Origin of the sequence: Saccharothrix sp. ALI-22-I (assembly GCF_001984175.1) — a bacterium.
In the GTDB taxonomy this organism is placed as follows: domain Bacteria; phylum Actinomycetota; class Actinomycetes; order Mycobacteriales; family Pseudonocardiaceae; genus Actinosynnema.
The window spans coordinates 155,873-173,475 of the sequence record NZ_MTQP01000065.1; the positions used below are offsets into that span (position 1 = coordinate 155,873).

21 protein-coding genes and 1 tRNA gene are annotated in these 17,603 nt (G+C 69.9%); 10 read left to right on the forward strand and 12 right to left on the reverse strand.

The window, feature by feature from the left end; translation table 11 throughout:
* Positions 1 to 14: 14 nt before the first annotated feature.
* From ALI22I_RS27500 to ALI22I_RS27510, 3 genes are read left to right on the forward strand one after another with little or no spacing between them, the layout of a single operon-like run.
* Positions 15 to 827: an MBL fold metallo-hydrolase gene (locus ALI22I_RS27500; protein WP_077008444.1), complete on the forward strand. Its 813-nt coding sequence runs from the start codon at positions 15 to 17 to the stop codon at positions 825 to 827.
* Entirely contained in the window at positions 817 to 1,320 is a 504-nt protein-coding gene (locus ALI22I_RS27505; RefSeq protein WP_077008445.1) for a hemerythrin domain-containing protein, read from the forward strand. The genes ALI22I_RS27500 and ALI22I_RS27505 overlap by 11 nt, the downstream gene beginning before the upstream one ends.
* A 10-nt stretch (positions 1,321 to 1,330) precedes the next feature.
* On the forward strand, positions 1,331 to 1,729 hold the full coding sequence (locus ALI22I_RS27510; RefSeq protein ID WP_077008446.1) for an OsmC family protein: 399 nt from the start codon (positions 1,331 to 1,333) through the stop codon (positions 1,727 to 1,729).
* A gap of 29 nt (positions 1,730 to 1,758) precedes the next feature.
* Here ALI22I_RS27510 and ALI22I_RS27515 read toward each other — a convergent pair whose 3' ends face one another.
* On the reverse strand, positions 1,759 to 2,277 hold the full coding sequence (locus tag ALI22I_RS27515) for a DUF2231 domain-containing protein (RefSeq protein ID WP_077008447.1): 519 nt from the start codon (positions 2,275 to 2,277) through the stop codon (positions 1,759 to 1,761).
* A 54-nt stretch (positions 2,278 to 2,331) separates the two neighbouring features.
* Between ALI22I_RS27515 and rph the strand changes: the two genes are divergently transcribed.
* Positions 2,332 to 3,096 (forward strand): ribonuclease PH, encoded by a 765-nt coding sequence (gene rph / locus ALI22I_RS27520; RefSeq protein ID WP_077008448.1) that lies wholly within the window; start codon positions 2,332 to 2,334, stop codon positions 3,094 to 3,096.
* A 10-nt stretch (positions 3,097 to 3,106) separates the two neighbouring features.
* Positions 3,107 to 3,712 (forward strand): RdgB/HAM1 family non-canonical purine NTP pyrophosphatase, encoded by a 606-nt coding sequence (gene rdgB / locus ALI22I_RS27525; protein WP_077008449.1) that lies wholly within the window; start codon positions 3,107 to 3,109, stop codon positions 3,710 to 3,712.
* Here rdgB and ALI22I_RS27530 read toward each other — a convergent pair.
* The 4 genes from ALI22I_RS27530 to ALI22I_RS27545 all read right to left on the reverse strand — a co-directional run bounded on the left by ALI22I_RS27530 (position 3,703) and on the right by ALI22I_RS27545 (position 8,372).
* Positions 3,703 to 5,967 carry an NACHT domain-containing protein gene (locus tag ALI22I_RS27530; protein ID WP_077008450.1) on the reverse strand — a complete coding sequence of 755 codons (2,265 nt, stop codon included), beginning with the start codon at positions 5,965 to 5,967 and terminating at the stop codon, positions 3,703 to 3,705. The genes rdgB and ALI22I_RS27530 overlap by 10 nt on opposite strands.
* 25 nt (positions 5,968 to 5,992) lie before the next feature.
* Positions 5,993 to 6,466, reverse strand: coding sequence for a thioredoxin-dependent thiol peroxidase (gene bcp, locus ALI22I_RS27535; protein ID WP_077008451.1), 474 nt, complete (start codon positions 6,464 to 6,466; stop codon positions 5,993 to 5,995).
* Positions 6,467 to 6,513: 47 nt separating this feature from the next.
* Positions 6,514 to 7,044: a hypothetical protein gene (locus ALI22I_RS27540; protein ID WP_077008452.1), complete on the reverse strand. Its 531-nt coding sequence runs from the start codon at positions 7,042 to 7,044 to the stop codon at positions 6,514 to 6,516.
* Between the two features lie 284 nt (positions 7,045 to 7,328).
* Positions 7,329 to 8,372, reverse strand: a complete 1,044-nt coding sequence (locus tag ALI22I_RS27545; protein WP_077008453.1) for an LLM class flavin-dependent oxidoreductase — start codon at positions 8,370 to 8,372, stop codon at positions 7,329 to 7,331.
* A 100-nt stretch (positions 8,373 to 8,472) separates the two neighbouring features.
* Between ALI22I_RS27545 and ALI22I_RS27550 the strand changes: the two genes are divergently transcribed.
* Entirely contained in the window at positions 8,473 to 9,513 is a 1,041-nt protein-coding gene (locus tag ALI22I_RS27550; RefSeq protein WP_077008454.1) for an NAD(P)-binding domain-containing protein, read from the forward strand.
* Here ALI22I_RS27550 and ALI22I_RS27555 read toward each other — a convergent pair.
* Positions 9,479 to 10,801, reverse strand: coding sequence for a styrene monooxygenase/indole monooxygenase family protein (locus ALI22I_RS27555; protein WP_077008455.1), 1,323 nt, complete (start codon positions 10,799 to 10,801; stop codon positions 9,479 to 9,481). The genes ALI22I_RS27550 and ALI22I_RS27555 overlap by 35 nt on opposite strands.
* Positions 10,802 to 10,868: 67 nt before the next feature.
* On the opposite strand from ALI22I_RS27555, the gene ALI22I_RS27560 reads away from it, so the two are divergent.
* Positions 10,869 to 11,942, forward strand: a complete 1,074-nt coding sequence (locus ALI22I_RS27560) for a sensor histidine kinase (protein WP_077008456.1) — start codon at positions 10,869 to 10,871, stop codon at positions 11,940 to 11,942.
* Complete coding sequence (locus tag ALI22I_RS27565; protein WP_077008457.1) at positions 11,933 to 12,571, forward strand: response regulator transcription factor; 639 nt, start codon at positions 11,933 to 11,935, stop codon at positions 12,569 to 12,571. The genes ALI22I_RS27560 and ALI22I_RS27565 overlap by 10 nt, the downstream gene beginning before the upstream one ends.
* On the opposite strand, the gene ALI22I_RS27570 is transcribed toward ALI22I_RS27565, so the two are convergent.
* Both ALI22I_RS27570 and ALI22I_RS27575 read right to left on the reverse strand, forming a co-directional pair.
* Positions 12,556 to 13,194 (reverse strand): DedA family protein, encoded by a 639-nt coding sequence (locus ALI22I_RS27570; protein ID WP_077008657.1) that lies wholly within the window; start codon positions 13,192 to 13,194, stop codon positions 12,556 to 12,558. The genes ALI22I_RS27565 and ALI22I_RS27570 overlap by 16 nt on opposite strands.
* 69 nt (positions 13,195 to 13,263) lie before the next feature.
* On the reverse strand, positions 13,264 to 13,560 hold the full coding sequence (locus tag ALI22I_RS27575; protein ID WP_083752051.1) for an SRPBCC family protein: 297 nt from the start codon (positions 13,558 to 13,560) through the stop codon (positions 13,264 to 13,266).
* A gap of 215 nt (positions 13,561 to 13,775) precedes the next feature.
* Between ALI22I_RS27575 and ALI22I_RS27580 the strand changes: the two genes are divergently transcribed.
* On the forward strand, positions 13,776 to 14,726 hold the full coding sequence (locus ALI22I_RS27580; RefSeq protein WP_238598597.1) for a CobW family GTP-binding protein: 951 nt from the start codon (positions 13,776 to 13,778) through the stop codon (positions 14,724 to 14,726).
* Between the two features lie 41 nt (positions 14,727 to 14,767).
* Here ALI22I_RS27580 and ALI22I_RS27585 read toward each other — a convergent pair.
* A tRNA-Leu gene (locus tag ALI22I_RS27585) sits at positions 14,768 to 14,841 on the reverse strand.
* The gene (locus ALI22I_RS27590; RefSeq protein WP_077008459.1) at positions 14,832 to 15,275 is read right to left on the reverse strand and encodes a hypothetical protein; all 444 of its coding nucleotides are present in this window, start codon (positions 15,273 to 15,275) and stop codon (positions 14,832 to 14,834) included. Before ALI22I_RS27590 ends, ALI22I_RS27585 begins: the two co-directional genes overlap by 10 nt.
* Before the next feature lie 115 nt (positions 15,276 to 15,390).
* Here ALI22I_RS27590 and ALI22I_RS27595 point away from each other — a divergent pair, with 115 nt between their 5' ends.
* The gene (locus tag ALI22I_RS27595; protein WP_077008460.1) at positions 15,391 to 15,612 is read left to right on the forward strand and encodes a DUF3618 domain-containing protein; all 222 of its coding nucleotides are present in this window, start codon (positions 15,391 to 15,393) and stop codon (positions 15,610 to 15,612) included.
* 1 nt (position 15,613) lies between these two features.
* Here ALI22I_RS27595 and ALI22I_RS27600 read toward each other — a convergent pair whose 3' ends face one another.
* Positions 15,614 to 16,228 carry a TetR/AcrR family transcriptional regulator gene (locus tag ALI22I_RS27600; RefSeq protein WP_077008461.1) on the reverse strand — a complete coding sequence of 205 codons (615 nt, stop codon included), beginning with the start codon at positions 16,226 to 16,228 and terminating at the stop codon, positions 15,614 to 15,616.
* Between the two features lie 706 nt (positions 16,229 to 16,934).
* Positions 16,935 to 17,543, reverse strand: a complete 609-nt coding sequence (locus tag ALI22I_RS27605; protein WP_238598598.1) for a TetR/AcrR family transcriptional regulator — start codon at positions 17,541 to 17,543, stop codon at positions 16,935 to 16,937.
* Between the last annotated feature and the right edge of the window lie 60 nt (positions 17,544 to 17,603).

Below are 17,603 nucleotides of genomic sequence, written 5' to 3' on the forward strand. Positions count from 1 at the left end.
GCAGGCTGCCACGAGTGCTGTTGACCATTCTCGGCTGCTCGGGCAGCCTGCCGGGACCGCACGGGCCCGCATCCGGCTACCTCGTCGAGGCGGACGGCTGCCGGCTCGTGATCGAACTGGGCAGCGGTGTGCTGGCCGAGCTCCAGACGCACCACGACCCGTTCTCGCTGGACGCGCTGCTGTTCTCCCACCTGCACCCGGACCACTGCGCAGACTTCACCACCCTGGCCGTCACACGCCGCTACCACACACACCCGCCGTACGACACGCGCGAACGCCGCCTGCCCGTGTACGGGCCGTCCGAGACCGCGGACCGGTTCGCCCGCGCCTACGCGGAGACCGACGAGGAACTGCTCACCACCGACCTGTCCGACGTGTTCGAGTTCCACACTCTGGACGAGAGCGCGGAGACCCGCATCGGGCCGTTCGGGATCACCGCCGTTCGGGTCGATCACCCGACCGAGGCGTACGGGTTCCGCATCGCCACCAAGGGCGCGACACTCGCGTACACCGGCGACACCGGGCCGTGCGAGGCGTTGCGGACGCTGGCGCAGGGCGTGGACGTGCTGCTGTCCGAGGCGACGTGGACGCACGCCGACGACCGGCCGACCGGCAAGCACCTGTCCGGCGTGCAGGCGGGGCGGGTGGCGGCGGAGGCCGGTGTCGGCCGGCTGCTGCTCACCCACATCGCGCCGTGGACCGACCGGGACACCGTGCTGGCCGAGGCGCGCGGCCAGTTCGCCGGGCCGGTGGAGGTGGTCAACCAGGGCGGCACGTACGCGGTTGGCGAGCCGGTGGTCCGGGTAATCGGCGGCCATGGCAACTGATGTCGTCGAGCTGATCCTGGCGGACCACCGGAGATTCGAGGAGCTGTTCCGCGGTCTGCGCGACCGGAACTCCGACCGGTCGACGTTGTTGGCGGAGCTGGCGGCGCTGCTCGTGGCGCACGCCGAGGCCGAGGAAGCCGAGGTGTACCCGGCGCTCAAGCGGTACCGGGAGGTCGACAACGCTGAGGTCGACCACGGTGCCGAGGAGCACGCCGAGGGGCACCAGGCGCTGCTGGCGTTGATGGAGGTCGGCGACACCCAGTCCGACGAGTGGGAGAGCAAGCTGGAGGAGCTGGTCCAGGCGCTCAACCACCACGTGGACGAGGAGGAGCGCACGATCCTCAACGACGCGCGGGAGCAGGTGTCCGAGGAGCGGCGCGACGAGTTGGGTCGGCTGTTCGTGGAGATCCGCCAGGACCGGTTGGGCGACGACTGCGGCGACATCACCTACGTGCGCAAGATCGCCGCCGCTACCGAGGACCGGATCGACTAACGTCGATGGCGTGTCGAACGTCGAGGTGCGTCGGGTCGGTCAGCACGAGTTCGTGGCCACGAACGGCCGAGGCGCCTCGGTGCGCGTCGGCCGCAAGGGCGTCGAGGGCACGTTCACGCCCGTCGAGCTGCTGCTGGCAGCCGCCGCGGGCTGCGCGGTGGTCACCGCGGAAACCCTGATCACCCGCCGCGTGGACGGCGACGTGGTCGCACGTGCCGACGACGTGCGCCCCGCCGGCGCCCACGAGTTCGACGTCGTTCCCGTCACGCTCGACTACGACATCTCACAGCTGGACGACGAGCAGCGCGCCGCCCTGGAGACCGCGATCCGCCGCGCCATCGACCAACTCTGCACGGTGACGCGCACCCTCAAAAACGCCCCCACCACCCCCCTGTCCCTCCCCGACTGACCCTCGGGGGCTGGAGGTTCGACGCTCGGTCAGGTGGTGCCGACGCCGTCCCACACCGCCGTCGAGCCGCTGTGTCCGATTCGGACCGTCTGGACCGTGGTGGCGGCGCCGGCGGCGATGACCAGGACGGCCACCACCACGGCGATGCGCCGCCAGGTTTTCGGAACGGCGGTGTCGTCCGCTGCGGCGGCGCGTTCACGGTCGGCCAGGCGGCCGGCTACCAGGAGCGCGACCACTGCTACGCCGAAGCCCAGGGCGAACGGCAGCAGGTCGTTGCCCAGCTCGGCGTGCCGTTGGATCAGCGGGTTCTCCAGGCTGGCGAGCTTGGCGTTCAGCTGGTCGCCCGCCACCTGGGCCAACGGCACGGAGCCGACGCCCATCAGCGTGACGCCCAGCAGGGGCCACGCGTACCGCTGCCTCCAGCGCGGCACCACCGCCAACGCGGCGGCCGCCACCGCCGACAGCGGCAGCAACACCACCACCGCGTGGACCAGCAACGGGTGCGCCGGAAGACCGAAGATCGTCACCAGGTCGTCTGCGAGTGCCATGCCTCTCCCTACGCCGGTGGGTTGCTCCCGGGTTCAGCGACATAGGGTAGTGCCGTGCTGAGGACCGATGGCAGGAACGACGACGTACTGCGCGATATTCGGATCACCCGTGGCTACCAGCAGTGGCCGGCCGGGTCGGTGCTGATCGAGTTCGGTAATACGCGGGTGTTGTGCGCGGCCAGCGTGACCGAGGGCGTGCCGCGCTGGCGCTCCGGTTCGGGCCTCGGCTGGGTCACCGCCGAATACGCGATGCTGCCGTCGGCCACCCACACCCGCAGCGACCGCGAGTCGGTGAAAGGCCGGATCGGGGGACGCACGCACGAGATCAGCCGCCTGATCGGGCGATCTTTGCGCGCGTGCATCGACCTGGCCGCACTCGGCGAGAACACGATCGTGATCGACTGCGACGTGATCCAGGCCGACGGCGGCACCCGGACCGCGGCCATCACCGGCGCGTACGTGGCCCTGGCCGACGCCGTGACGTGGCTCGGCGCGGCCAACCGCCTCGCCGACCCCCAGCCGCTGTCGTGCGCCGTGTCGGCCGTCTCGGTGGGTGTCGTGGACGGTCGGGTGCGGCTCGACCTGCCGTACGAAGAGGACTCGCGCGCCGAGGTCGACATGAACGTGGTGGCGACGGACGCCGGCACGTTGATCGAGGTGCAGGGCACCGGCGAGGGCGCCACGTTCGCGCGCTCGACGCTGGACAAGATGCTCGACGTGGCCCTGGAGGGCTGCGCCCAGCTCAACCAGATCCAGGCCGAGGCACTGGCCCTGCCGTACCCCGGCGTGCTGCCCGAGCCGAGGGCGAAGAAGAAGTGAAGGGCCTGCTGTGAAGCTGCTGCTCGCGTCGCGGAACAAGAAGAAGCTCGGCGAGTTGCGCCGGATCCTGCTGGCCGAGGGGCTGGCCGGCATCGAGGTGCTCGGCCTGGACGACGTGCCGCCGTTCCCGGAGGCCCCGGAGACCGACCCGACGTTCGAGGGCAACGCCCTGGCCAAGGCACGGGACGCGTTCGCCGCGACCGGCCTGCCGTCTGTCGCGGACGACTCGGGTATCGCCATCGACGCCCTGAACGGCATGCCGGGTGTGCTGTCGGCCCGCTGGTCCGGCTCGCACGGCAACGACCAGGCCAACCTGGACTTGGTGCTCGGCCAACTGCGTGACGTGCCGGACGACCGCCGTGGCGCGGCCTTCGTCTGCACGGCCGCGTTCGTGGCCGGTCCGGGCACGGAGACCGTGGTGCGCGGCGAGTGGCGCGGCACGATCACCCGCGAGCCGAGCGGCGAGAACGGCTTCGGCTACGACCCGATCTTCCGCCCCGAGGGCCACGGCGTCACGTCCGCCGAGCTGTCGCCGGAGGAAAAGGACAAACTTTCACACCGAGGCCGCGCCCTACGCCTCCTCCTGCCCCACCTGCGAGAACTCGCTCAACCGTAGTAGCGGATCCGCACGCCGGGGCCGAGCACGTCCAAGCCGATGTGCTCGTCCTCCCGCGCGAGCCAGAGGTCGAGGCTTCTCCCACGGAGGGGGCGCAGATCGAGCGGTCCGGAGTCGCTGGCTCCCAGCCTCAGTAGGCGCAGGTGCTCCAGATCGGCCACGGTGGCGATGGCGTGGGCGGCTTTTCCGAACAGCGACAGCTCTGCAAGGTCCGGCAGCTGGCTCTGAATGCCGTAGACGACTTCCGGCGCGGTATCCCATTTCAGGCTGAGCATCCGCAGCGCGGGCAGGTGGCGCAAAGGCGCCAGGGTTGTTCCCGGGTCAGGGAGTTTGACAGAGAGGTAGTTGAGCCTTTCCAGTCGCTCCAACGCGTCGAGTTCGGTCAGGCTGCCCAGCTCCAGCAAGCGCAGCGCCGGTAATCGTTCGAGCGACCGCAGGCTGAGATACCTGTGCGAACCGTCGACGAGGAGCTGTTCGAGTCCAGGGTGCTCCAGCAGCGAGGAGAGGTCGACCTCACCGGTGACGTCGTCCTGGATCAGCTGCTTCAGGTTGGGAACCCCGTGGAGGAGGGCGAACCGGTTCGGGAGCTTCCGGGACACGAACGACGTCGCCCGGTCCAGTGGCAGTTCGCTGCGACCGGCCTGGATCAGGCGCCAGGCCAGGTCGCGCAGCAGCACGGTCTTCTCGGTGCCGGTGAGCATCCCGGCGATCTGGCGTTCGGCGTCACGCAGGTCCAGCAGCATGGTCAACGCAGCCTGGTACAGCTCCATCCGGCTCTGCGGCAGCTCGGAGGTCCGCCCTAGGTTCAGGGCGCAGAGCATCGCGCACAGCAACGGACTCGCGGCCAGTGCGCGCAGGTGCGGCCGGTTGTCCAACTGCTGGAGCAGCCTGCGTTCGGCCACCGGCAGGTCCTCGGGCGCGCACGGCAGGGACTCGGCGTCGCGGGCGGCTTCGTGCCAGCGTTGCAGGAACACCCGCACGTCGGCCGGGCTCATCTGCTCCAGCAGCACCGAGCCGAAGCCCTCGTCGTGCAGCCACCGCTGGTCGGCCGCCGCCGGGCGGGACGTCACCACGACCCGTGCGGCCGGGAACGCGGTCACAAGCTCCCGCAGCCACTCGCGCACCAGCCTCCGGCGGCCCGCAGGCACCTCGTCCACGCCGTCGACCAGGACCAACCCCTGCCCGGACCGCAGCACGCGGTGCACCCAGCCGGACGGCATCAGCCCGACCAGCCACCCGGCCGCGTGGTCGAGGAACTGCTCGGGCCGGGGCAGTGGCGAGTCCGCGTACCGGCGCAGCCGGACGACCAGCGGAACCAGGCCGTTCCACGACGCCAGCCGGTCGGTGAACGCCTCCCGTGCCGCCGTGACGGTCAGCCAGTCCAGCAGGGTCGTCTTGCCGGACCCGGCCTCGCCGCGCACCAGCGTGCGGTCGGCGTTGCCGATCGCCGCCTCCACCCGCAGCGAGCCGTGCACGTGGTCCACGTCGGCGCCGAACCAGCGGTCGAACTCGAAGCGGGACCCGCGGTTGTCCTGGTCGGTGACGCTCAGGCTCAGGTAGGCGACGCTCAGCGCCAGCTTCGGCCGGTGGCGCATGGTCAGGCCGAGGAGTTCCAGGCGGTCCAGGCTGTTCGCCACGTGCCGCAGGTACTCGTCGCGGAACTCTTCGTCGGTGTCCGTGCCGGTCGGGGCGTGCAGGCTGGTGCGCGGCAGCCTCGACAGGACGTCTTCCAGCATCGCTGTCTGCTGAGAGGCGCGGTTGAGCACCTCCGCCAACGCACGCGGCTGGAACGCGGGCAGGTGGCGGATCACCTGGATCAGGTAGCGGCACGCCTGGTCCAGCGCGATCTCGTACAGCCGGGTCGCCGGTTCCGAGAGGCCGGCGTCGCGGACGAGCGTGGCGCGCACCCGGCGGGCCAGCAGTTCGGGATCGGCGTCGGTGGCCAGCAGTGCCTCGTCGGACAGGTCCAGCTCGGCCAGGCCGTCGACCACGGCGTCCATCGCCGCCCCGATCTCGTGCTCCGGCGAGGACGCGAACTTGGCCGCGAGCAGAGGTTCGAGCTGGTCGCCGACCTGGTGGCCGATGCCCGTGATCAGGTGGTCGAGGCGCGCCCGTTGGCGGACCGACGACAGCTCCTCGGCGGCCAGCTCGGCCAACGAAGCCGTGCGGTCACGCGACTTGCGCCGCCGTTCCAGCCACGACTTCGTGGCGTGCTGAGCCACGGCTTGGCCGATCTTCGCCGCGGCCGCCTCCAACCCCGTGATGGCGTCCTCCCGGTGATCAGGCGGGCAGTTCGCGCAGCAGCTTGGCCACGTGGCCGGTCGCGCGGACGTTGTACATGGCCTTCTTGATCTTGCCCTCGGGGTCGACCAGGAACGTCGAGCGGATCACGCCCATGACGGTCCTGCCGTAGTTCTGCTTCTCCCCGAACGCGCCCCACTCGGCCAGCACCTTGCGGTCCACGTCGGACAGCAGCGGGAAGTTCAGGCCTTCCGCCGCGGCGAACTTGGCCAGCTTCTCCGGCTTGTCCGGCGAGATGCCGACGACCTCGTAGCCCGACGACTCCAGGTCGCCGATGCTGTCGCGGAAGTCGCACGCCTGCTTCGTGCAGCCCGGTGTGCCCGCGGCCGGGTAGAAGTAGACGACCACGGAACGGCCGACGTAGTCGGACAGCGAGACGGGCTTGCCCTTGCTGTCGGGCAGCGTGAACGCCGGGGCCTGGTCACCCGGTGACAGGCGCTTCTGCTCGGTCATGGCCCCAGACGCTACAACCCGGGACCGACAACCCCGACGTCACCGGGTCAGGCGATGCCCTCGAACCGCGCGCTCGGCTCCTGGTTGGCGCCGTTCGGTTCGACCACGAGTTGCAGCAGCACGGGGTCGGCGGGCACGGCGAACGCCATCGTCAGCACGGTCTCCGCACCGGGCTCCACCTCCGTCACGGCGGCGGCTATCCCGTTGAGGCCCTGCACCGAGTCGCGCACCTCGGCCACCGGCACGCCGGCGACGATCGCGCGCACGGCCAGTTGGCTGGTGCGGTAGGCGGTCTTGGAGCTGTTGACCAGGGTCAGCGTGAACACCGCGGTGCGCGGTGCCGGCGGGAACGATGTGTCACTCGGCTTGAGCGAGGTGGGCGGCGACACGGTGACCGCCATGCCGTTGGCCCACACCCGCTGCGCGCCGAACGCGGTGTACGCGGACCCGGAGGCCGTGTCGGCACCTTGTTCGGCCACCGCGGACGGGACCGTTGGCGTGGAAATGTCGGAAGGGTCCGCACATCCCGCCAAGGCCAGGCCCAGGCAGATGCCGGCGGCCAGACTGGCGAACTTCACGAACCTCCCCTTCCCGCCCGGCGGTGGGCTTGACTGCGACTGCCACCACCATGACGGTGTCGGAGGGTGCCCGGGGACCGAACCAGGGCCTTGATTCGCACCTGGTGCCTGCCTGTGGCCAAGCCGTGATGACACATGGCTTTCCGCGTGGGCGGCGCCACACCGGGCAGCGCCCACGCGGCTCGGCGGCGGCCGAGCATCGGGCGTGATCCGCCCGGAAGTTGGGGAGCGCGTCGGGGGGCGTGCGCGCTCCACTCTGATCATCGTCAGCGGTGCGCCAACCGCTACACCTCTACTTCAGTCTTCACTCGTTCGGGTGAACGAACGGGAGTTGAACGCTGTGCGATCTCCGCGAGGAGTTCGTATGACCGGAGGCGGTCGGGCTGCTCGGCGACCATCGTGGTCACCATCAGCTCGTCGGCCTTCGTGTCCTCCAGCAGCCGTTCCAGCTCCGCCTCGACGGTCTTCGGCGATCCGATGATCTGCGACGCCATCCGGTCCTCGAAGATCAGCCGCTCGACATCGGTGTACGGGTAGTCGGCGGCCTCCTGGTCGGTGGCCAGCGGACCGGGCCGGCCGCTGCGCAGCCGGACGAACGCGAGTGCGCCGGGACCGGCGATCCAGCGGGCGTGCTCGTCGGTGTCCGCCACGATCACCGACGCGCAGACCAGCGCGTACGGCTGCTGGAGCCGTTCCGACGGCCGGAACCGTTCGCGGTACAGGGCCAGCGCGGGCAGCGTGTTCTCCGCGCTGAAGTGGTGGGCGAACGCGAACGGCAGTCCGAGCAGACCGGCGACCTGCGCGCTGTACCCGCTGGACCCGAGCAGGAACACGTCCGGCTTGTTGCCCTCGGCCGGCATCGCGTTCAGCTCCTCGGTGCCGTCGAAGTAGCCGGTCAGTTCGCTGAGCTGCTGCGGGAAGTCGTCCACCGACAGCGGGCCGGTGGTGCGGCGCAACGCCTGCGCGGTGCGCTGGTCGGTGCCGGGCGCGCGGCCGATGCCGAGGTCGATGCGGCCGGGGTGCAGGGCGGACAGCGTGCCGAACTGCTCGGCCACCACCAGCGGCGGGTGGTTGGGCAGCATCACGCCGCCGGAGCCGACCCGCAGCGTGGTGGTGGCGTCGGCGACGTGGCCGATCAGGATCGCGGGGGAGGAGCTGGCGATACCGGGCATGTTGTGGTGCTCGGCCAGCCAGAACCGGGTGAAGCCGAGCCGTTCGACGTGTTGGGCCAGCTCACGCGTGTGCGCGAGGGCCGTGCGCGCGTCCGTCGCCGTGGTGACCGGGGCCAGGTCGAGTGCGGACAGCGGTACGTCACGAAGTCGGCTCATGTTGTGATCCAACGCGGGCGCCCTCGGATGCCTTCCGGGGTGTGACCGTCGCGACGATCACACCGGGAAGCGCGCGGCTTCGCCCGGCGTTGGTCGGGATATGGACGCGGTGGTTATCGGTGCAGGTCAGGCGGGGTTGTCCGCGGCCTACTTCCTCAAGCGCGCGAACCTCGACCACGTCGTGCTGGACGCAGGCGTCGGCCCCGGCGGCGCGTGGCGGCACCGCTGGCCGACGTTGCGGATGGCCACCGTGCACGGCATCCACGACCTGCCGGGCATGCCGTTCACCGAGCCGGACCCGACCGCGCCCGCCAACGAGGTGCTGCCCGAGTACTTCGCCGACTTCGAGCGCCGCAACGGCATCGCCGTAGAACGCCCGGTGCGCGTGCACGCCGTCCGCGACCACGACGGCCGGCTGCGCGTCGAGACCGATCGCGGCATCTGGGAGGCCGACGCGCTGGTCAACGCGACCGGCACGTGGACCCGCCCGTTCTGGCCCCGCTACCCCGGCCAGGAGCTGTTCACCGGCCGCCAACTGCACTCCTCGCGGTACCGGGGCCCGGAGGAGTTCGCCGGGCAGCACGTGGTCGTGGTCGGCGGCGGCACGTCCGCGGTCCAGCAGCTGCTGGAGATCGCCCAGCACGCGGCCGCCACCACCTGGGTCACCCGCCGTGAGCCGGAGTTCTCCGACGAGCCGTTCACACCGGAACTGGGCCGTGCCGTGGTCGCGAAGGTGGAGGAGCGGGTCCGCCAGGGCCTGCCGCCCCAGAGCGTGGTCAGCGTGACCGGCTTGAGCCTCACCCCGGCCGTTCGTGAAGCCCTGAAGACAGGTGTGCTCGACCGTCGGCCGATGTTCGAGCGGATCACCGAGGACGGCGTGGTCTGGCCCGATGGCAGGCACGAGAAGGTCGACGCGATCGTGTGGGCGACAGGGTTCCGCGCCGCGCTCGACCACCTGGCCCCGCTGCACCTGCGCGCGCCCGGCGGCGGTATCCAGCTCGACGGCACCAGGGTCGTCGCCGATCCGCGCGTGCACTTGGTCGGCTACGGCCCGTCGGCCAGCACGGTCGGCGCTACGCGTGCGGGGCGTGCGGCGGCGAAGGAGATCAAGGAGTTGCTGTCCCGCCGACAGGCCGCTTGAACAGCTTTCCGGCCAGCAACCCCGCGCCGACACCCAGCTTGTACCGCAGCAGGTCGAGCTGACCGATCTTGCGCCGGGCCAGGAACTCCCGGGTGGCCGCCGCGTCGAAGAACCACGGGAACAGCGACGACGGGTCGTTGAACCCCTCCCACAGCTGCTCGGCGATGTCCTCGCGGCGGGACGCGGCGATCATCACGTTCTTCTGCGCGCCGGTCAGCGGCGCGAGCAGCCCGTTGGAGAAGTCGTTGGTGTAGCGGCCGTGCTCCCACCACTGGTCGAACCGCCCGGTCAGCCACGACGGGGTGAACGGCCCGTCGTGCCCGGCCAGCTCGTCGGCGAAGAACCGGGCCATCCGGGTGGCGTTGTTCGCGCCCTGACCGGCCAGCGGGTCGTTGAGCACGACGGCGTCACCGAGGCCGAGCACGTGCCGGCCGGACGGCAGCACGGCCACCGGTTTGCGCACCACAGGCAGGATCTCGCCCTTGATCCACGTCACCGGGCTGGTCGGCCGCGCGGGCCGCAGGAACGCCGACTCGTGCGGCAGCAGGTCGTCCACCACGGCTTTGAGCACGTCCAGTCCCTCGTCGGCCGAGGTCACGTCGCCGAACCGGTCCGCCCGGCCGCCCGGCGCGGTCTCCACCACGATGCTGCGGGACTCGCCGACGTCCTTGTCGTGGAACGGGATCCAGAACATCTCCACGGTCCCCGGCAGGAACGAGAACACCCCTTCCCGGTGCTGCGGCCGGGCCGCCATGTCGTAACCGTGGATGTTGATCATGAACAGCCTGCGCTGCGGCTCGGAGTGCACGCACCGGGTCGGGTCCCGCTCGAACAGGCCGGTCAGGGACTTGTGCCCGGACGTCACGACCACCAGGTCGTGCGTCGCGGCCAGCCGGTCCAGGTCCTCCGCCGACACCGCGCCGATCACCACCGTCGCGCCGCGCGATTCGAGCTCGGTTAGGCCGAACGAGAACTTCAGCCGCTGGTCGACGGCCAGCGCGGCCTTGCGCAGCGGCGCGTCGATGGACAACGCCACCGCGCCGCCGTCGGTGAACAGGTCCAGGTGGATGCGTCGCATCCGGGACGCCTCGGGCCAGAAGTCGAGGCCCAGCTCAGCCTCGTACTCGACCTGGTCACCGAAGAGGCAAGCGGTCGGTCGGCCCCGATCGGCGAGGTAGTCCTCTGCCGTCCGGTCGGAGTAGATCGAGACCCGCCACCCGGCGCGTAACAACGCCGCCGATAACACCAAACCCGCTTGACCGGCGCCGATGACGGCAATTGTGCCCACGGACAAATCCTTGGCAGAGGTATGTGCACTCGCCAATAGCGCAATCGGGTCTACTAGCCTCGACCAGGTGCACAGGGGGTTGCGCGTCGTTGCCGGTCTGTTTCTCGGCTTCTTGTCGGCGCTGGTAGATCTGCTCGTCGTGGTGTTCGCCCGAAAGGCGGCCGTCTCGGTAGCCGGGTGGGAACGACGGCGGCTGCGGTCGTTCCTCGGGGTGGACAGCGCCGAGCCGACGAAGGCGCAGGCGGTGCGCTACCTGGCCGTCCGCGCGCCGGTCGGGCTGTTCGGCGGGTTCGTGCTGGCCTGGCTGTTCTACGGGCTCGCCATGGCCGGGGTGATCGCGTTCCGGCTGTTCGGCGAGGGGATCGAGGACGGTCTGGACTGGGCCGCCGACTGGGTCGAGTTCGTGTGGACCGGCGCCGTCGGCGTGGTCCTGCTCTACATCGAGATCCAGGGCATCATCGGCGTGGTCGCGTTGGAGGGGAAGGTCGCCCGTCGGTGGCTCGGTCCGAGCGAAGCCGAACTGCTGCGCCTGCGCATCGACGAGTTGGCCACGAGCCGGGCGGGCATCGTGGCGGCCGTGGACGCCGAACGCCGCCGCATCGAACGGGACCTGCACGACGGCGTGCAGCAGCGGCTGGTCGCGTTGGGCATGCTGCTCGGCCGCGCCCGCCGCAACCCCGCCCACGCCGACGACCTGCTCGCCCAGGCGCACGAGGAGTCCCGGCACGTGCTGGAGGACCTGCGCGAAGTCGCCTGGCGGGTCTACCCGGCGGCTTTGGACTCGTTGGGCCTGGTGGAGGCGCTGGAGGCGGTGGCGGACCGTTCCGCCATCCCGGTGCGGATCAGCTGTGCCGAGTTGCACGCCGCACCACAGGTCGAGACGGCCGTGTACTTCGTGGTGTGCGAGGCGGTGACGAACGCCGCCAAGCACTCGGGTGCGACCATGATCGGCGTGGACATCACCGAGGACGCGGGCGCGGTGCGCGTGCGGGTCGCCGACGACGGCGTCGGGGGAGCGGACCCGGCGGGCGGCGGGCTGGCCGGCCTGTCGCGGCGGGTGCTCGCGCTGGACGGCACGTTCGACGTGACCAGCCCGGCCGGCGGTCCCACGGTGATCACCGCGGAGGTCCCGTGCGGGTGATCCTGGCCGAGGACTCGACGTTGCTGCGCGAGGGCCTGGTGCGGCTGCTGGTCGAGGAGGGGCACGACGTCGTGGCGGCCGTGGGCGACGCGGAAGCGCTGGTCAGCGCGGTGGCGGTGCACCGGCCGGACGTCGTGGTGACCGACGTGCGGATGCCGCCGACGAACTCCGACGAGGGCATGAAGGCCGCGTTGGAGATCCGCCGGCGATTCCCCGGCGTCGGCGTGCTGGTGCTGTCGCAGTACGTCGAGCAGCGCTACGCCGTCGACCTGCTCACCGAGCACGCCGACGGCGTCGGCTACCTGCTGAAGGACCGGGTGGTCCAGGTGGAGGAGTTCCTGGACGCGCTGCGCCGGGTCGGCGCCGGCGACGTGGCGTTCGACCCGGAGGTGGTGCGACGGCTGCTGGCCCGCACCAGCCACCCGTTGGACGTGCTCACCGAGCGGGAACGCCAGGTGCTGGCGCACATGGCGGAGGGGCACACGAACAACGCCATCGCGTCCCGGCTGCACGTGTCGCGCAGCGCGGTGGAGAAGCACATCAACTCGATCTTCGACAAGCTCGGTCTGTCCGATGTGGACGGCTACAGCCGGCGGGTGCTGGCGATCCTGCGCTACCTGCGCGCTTGAGCCTGTTCCACGTCCTCGTCCCCGGACTTCTTCCTGGTGATCCGTGACACCACGAACCACCCCACGGCCAGCACCACCAGACCCAGCACGACCTTCGACACGACACCCATGTACTGCTCGACCAGGTGGTAGTTGGCGCCCAGGACGTACCCGGCGAGGATCAACGCGGTGTTCCAGATCAAGCTGCCCGCCGCCGTCAGCAGCACGAAACCGGGCAACGGCATGCGTTCCACGCCGGCCGGGATGGAGATGAGGCTGCGGAAGATCGGCACCATCCGGCCGAAGAACACGGTCGCCTTGCCGTGCCGGGCGAACCACTCCTCCGTGCGGTCCACATCGGACACCTTCACCAGCGGCATCCGTTGTGCGATCGCCCTGATCCGGTCACGGCCCAACATCGCGCCGAGGTAGTACAGCGCGAGTGCGCCCGCGACCGACCCGGTGGTGGTCCACAGGATCGCGGCGATCAGGCTCATCCCACCCTGACTCGCGGTGAACCCGGCCAGCGGCAGGAACAACTCGCTGGGCAGGGGCGGGAACAGGTTCTCCATCGCGATCGCGATCCCGGCGCCGGGCGCGCCGAGCGTTTCCATCAGGTCGGTTACCCATGAGACGACATCCATGATCTTCACATTACGAACGCGCCGAGGCGACCACCATGAAGCTGACCGCACACCGGGGTGTGGAAAACCTCAGTGCTGCTTGTTACCGGGTGCGGCCTTCTTGGCGGCGTACCCGGCCAAGCCTTTGGCGTATCGCGAGATTACGGCCTGGAGCACCAGCCGGTACAGCCAACCCGTCCCGCGCGTCTTCGGCTCGAACGACGAGTGCAGGCGGATCGCCGTGCCGTCGCCGTCCGGCGCGAGGTCGATGAACGCCTGGTAGTCGCGAATGGCGAGACCCGACAGCAGGACGTAACCCACCCGCCGGTTCGGCGTCAGTTCGACGATCTCCTCCCTCGTGAGCGCTGTGCGGCCTCGGTTGTGGATACCCGGACCTCGCCGACCCCATGCGCATCACCTGCGCAGCGTTGAATTCGGGGTACCTGAGCGTTCGACTCGCGACGCGAACGTTCGACTCACGCGCGTGTCCAACGTTCGGAACGCGCGTGTCCAACGTTCGGAACGCGCGTGTCCAACGTCGGGAACACCCGAGTTCAACGCCCAGAACATGCGACCTGCGGAAACCGCTAGGATCGGTCGACGTGAAGCGGATCCCGGTGATCGTGGTCGCGGGGTTCCTCGGCTCCGGCAAGACCACGCTGCTCAACCACCTGCTCAGCGGCAGTCGCGGTACTCGGATCGGCGTGGTGGTCAACGACTTCGGCGCCATCGGTATCGACGCGATGAGCGTGGCCGGACAGGTCGACTCCACGGTCTCCCTCAGCAACGGCTGCCTGTGCTGCGCGGTCGACGTCAGCGAACTCGACGAGATGCTGGCCAAGCTCGACTCGCTGGTCGACGTCATCGTGATCGAGGCCAGCGGCCTGGCCGAGCCCCAGGCCATGGCACGGATGGTCCTCGCGAGCGAGAACCCGCGCCTGACCTACGGCGGCCTGGTGCTGCTGGTGGACGCGGCGGAGTTCCCGGACGACCTGGCCAAACACCTGCGCGTGGCGGACCTGGTGGTGCTGAACAAGGTCGACCGCGTCGACGACCCGTCGGCGTTGGCCGCCGAGATCGACCGGCTCAAGCCGGGCGTGCCCGTGCTGCTCTCGTCGTTCGGCCGCGTCGACCCGGCCCTGCTGTTCGACCCACGCCCGCGCGAACGGATCGGCCAGCTGTCCTTCGAGGACCTGCTGGACGAAGAGCACGACCACGTGCGCTACGACAGCGTCGAGTTCACCGGTGAAGCGATGAACCCGGTGCGGCTCATGGCGTTCCTCGACGCCCGCCCGAAGGGTCTGTACCGGATCAAGGGCTTCGTGCGGTTCGACGTGCCGGGGCACCGGCAGCGCTTCAGCCTGCACACCGTCGGCGCGTTCCTGCGGTTCGAACGCTCCGCCTGGCCGGGACCCCGGCGCACCGAACTGGTGCTGATCGGCACGGGCTTGGACGTCGCCGCGATCAAAGCCGAGCTGGCCGCCTGCGTCGAACCGAACCCGTCCGAGGTGGACCCGCAGTCGATGCTGGAAGTCCTGCGCTACACCGCATGAGTGGCCCCCGGCGCGACAACGCCGAGGGCCACCGGTGACGGTGGGCTCGGAGAGACTCGAACTCTCACTGGCACGGACCTAAACCGTGTGCCTCTGCCAATTGGGCTACGAGCCCGTCGTCACCAGCTTATCGGCAGGCTTCAGCAGGCCGATGCCGAGGGACACCACACCCGCCGCCAGGCTCAGTCCACCGAGGTAGAGCAGCACGATCAGGCCGTTGGCCTCGGTCACGCCCGTACCCAGCGCGGACAGGAAGAACCCGGCCGGCATGAAGATCGCGGCCACGGGCACGCCCAGCCGCGTGACCCACCCGAGCGTGCCGCGCACGTCCGCCACGTCGGCGTAGAGCAGGCACACCAGGCCCAGGATCAGCAGCACGCCGGCGTGCGCGTGACCAGCGCGGAAGAAGGACTGCTGGAACTCGGTCAGCTCCACCTCGCCCTGCACCACGGTGGTCATGAACCGACCGCCGAACTCGACGCCGACGATGCTCAGCAACAACACGCCCGCCAGCCGGCGGGAGGCGAGGGACAACCGGATGGCGGCCATGACGCTCCTCCACTTGAATGGAAACATCGTTATGGAACCATCGACCGGCCGGTCCGGTCAACGGCGTTCCGGCGTCTGATCTACGGTTGTGCCCAGACCGCAGCTAGGAGGAGATGTGGCCCGCGATCCCGACACCATCCAGCGCGAGATCGAGCAGGCTCGTGACGCGCTGGCCGCGACCCTGGACGAGCTGGGGACCAGGGCGAATCCCCAGCGCTTCGTCGAGTCCGGCAAGGAGAGCGTGCGCGCGAAGCTCGACGAACCCAAGATCCGGTACTCGCTGATCGCGGTGGCCGTGCTCGTCGGGTTCGCCTTGCTGCGCAAGCTCTTCCGGTGACCTAATGCCCCTTGGCGACGAGGGGCAGCAGCACCTGATCCACCACGCGGTCCACGAACGCGAGGTCCAATGGGTCACCGGTGAGCATCAACCGGTAGATCAGGGCCGCGCCCGCGATTTCGACCGCCATGCCGCGCGGCGCGTCCTGGCGCAGTTCGCCACGTTCCTCGGCGCGCTCCAGGATGCGGCGCAGCACGTCGCGCTGCGCGATGAGGAACGTGTCGCGGAACGCCGCCGCCAGCTCCGGCTCGTGCGGCAGCTCGCCGACCAGCGCCTGCGCCGCCTTGCCGATCGGGCCGGACAGGAACGCGGCGAACGCGCTCAGGAACTCCCGCAGGTCGCCGCCGAGCGATCCGGTGTCCGGCTCGGCCAGGTTCTGCTGCGCCAGCTGTGTGCACGTGTCGATGACCAGGTCGAGCTTGGACTCCCACCGCCGGTAGATCGTCGCCTTGCCCGCACGGGCGCGTGCCGCGACGGCGTCCATCGTCAACGCCCGGTAGCCGACTTCGGCCATCACTTCCAGCGCCGCCTGCCGCAGCGCGTCGTCCCGGCTGGCGTCCCTCGGTCTGCCTCGCTGTGGGGTCCGTGCCGGCCCGCTGTACACCGGTGTGGCCATTTTGCGCTCCTGTCGCCTTTGGCCGGACATCCTAGGCCGCGGCGCCCGGGGTTCAGACTTCGATCACCTGCTCATGAGCGGTACTCGCTTCGGTTTCACCCGTTGGGGTGGTGGCGGGAGGTCCGCGCGGGGGTGGGCAGGTAGGCCACCGAGAACACGAACGCGTCGCCGTTCAGCAGGTGTGCGACAGCCGGTCGGTGCACCCGACCGCGATCTCGCCCAATCGTCGCCATCGCGCCGGTAGTTCGCGGTGATGGTGAGTGTGGACATGCCTCGGCCTTTCGTCCGTCGTACTTACCCATCTGACCGGCGTTCGGCGGCGAAATCGTGCTCTGTCCTTCCATCGAGTGAGGAGTGTTCCTTCGGAGGTGTGGTTTCGTGTCCGGTGCTCGGGTCCCCTGCGCGTGGCAATCCGAAGAGGTGGTCACGAAACGGATGTACTCGGAGTGCTTGATCGATAACGCGAGGTTGCGGACTTTCCGGCAGACCATATGGAGCAAATCTTTGGTCCGGGAGGTCTTGATGAGTCGTCGTTCGACCGTTGCAGTGTGCCTGGCGTTCGGGGGTGCTGGCGGCGCCCGGTGTGGCGTCGGCCGAACCGTCGTGGGACCCCCCACGTGCCGCCCTACGTGCTCGACGTGGCTCGCGGGCAGGACATGCTCGCTGGCACGCTGATGGTCCTGCTCAGCCGCCGGCGCGCGTGATCTCAGGCCGTGAGCCGGCTAGCCACGCCCTTCCACACGACGTCCATGATGTACCTGGTCGCGAGCGCCGGTCCCACCTCGGGCCTGCGCTCGCACCACAGCGCCAGCCGTTCCGCCGAACCCACGATGACCTCGGCGAACGCCTCCGCCTCGACCGGGTCCACGTCGGAGGAGAAGCCCGTGATCACCGCCGCGATCAGGTCGGTCTGCTGCCGCCGGATGCCCTCGACCTCCGTCACGGTCGACGGCACGGTGATCGCGGCCTCCTGTCGCAGCAACGCCCACGACTGCTTGTGCTCGCCGATGAACTCGAAGAACGCCATCAGGCCGTGCCGCATCGCCTCTTCCGGCCCTTCCGTGCCGGTGAAGGCCCGGTGCGTGCGGTCGAGCAGTTCCGCGCGCGCCCGGTGGATGCACGCGATGAGCAGGCCCTCCTTGGAGCCGAAGTACTCGTAGAGCATCGGCTTGGACACGCCGACCTGTTCGGCGATCTCGTCCATCGACGCCGCCTGGTACCCGCGTTCGGCGAAGACGCCCTCGGCGATGTCGAGCATCTGCGCCATGCGCTGGGCCTTCGGCATGCGCCGGCGGCTCGGCTCGGTGGAGGTCACGAAGTCGAGACTACCGGAGACTACCGAAGGTAACTTACTTCCAGTAACCTACTCGCGAGT

Bases quoted from the DNA above. Each gene is read 5' to 3' on its own strand.
- bcp (WP_077008451.1), bottom strand. From the start codon at position 6,466: ATGACCGAGCAGAAGCGCCTGTCACCGGGTGACCAGGCCCCGGCGTTC.
- ALI22I_RS27590 (WP_077008459.1), bottom strand. From the start codon at position 15,275: ATGGCCGCCATCCGGTTGTCCCTCGCCTCCCGCCGGCTGGCGGGCGTG.
- ALI22I_RS27545 (WP_077008453.1), bottom strand. From the start codon at position 8,372: ATGAGCCGACTTCGTGACGTACCGCTGTCCGCACTCGACCTGGCCCCG.
- ALI22I_RS27550 (WP_077008454.1), top strand. From the start codon at position 8,473: ATGGACGCGGTGGTTATCGGTGCAGGTCAGGCGGGGTTGTCCGCGGCC.
- ALI22I_RS27515 (WP_077008447.1), bottom strand. From the start codon at position 2,277: ATGGCACTCGCAGACGACCTGGTGACGATCTTCGGTCTTCCGGCGCAC.
- ALI22I_RS27600 (WP_077008461.1), bottom strand. From the start codon at position 16,228: ATGGCCACACCGGTGTACAGCGGGCCGGCACGGACCCCACAGCGAGGC.
- ALI22I_RS27570 (WP_077008657.1), bottom strand. From the start codon at position 13,194: ATGGATGTCGTCTCATGGGTAACCGACCTGATGGAAACGCTCGGCGCG.
- ALI22I_RS27505 (WP_077008445.1), top strand. From the start codon at position 817: ATGGCAACTGATGTCGTCGAGCTGATCCTGGCGGACCACCGGAGATTC.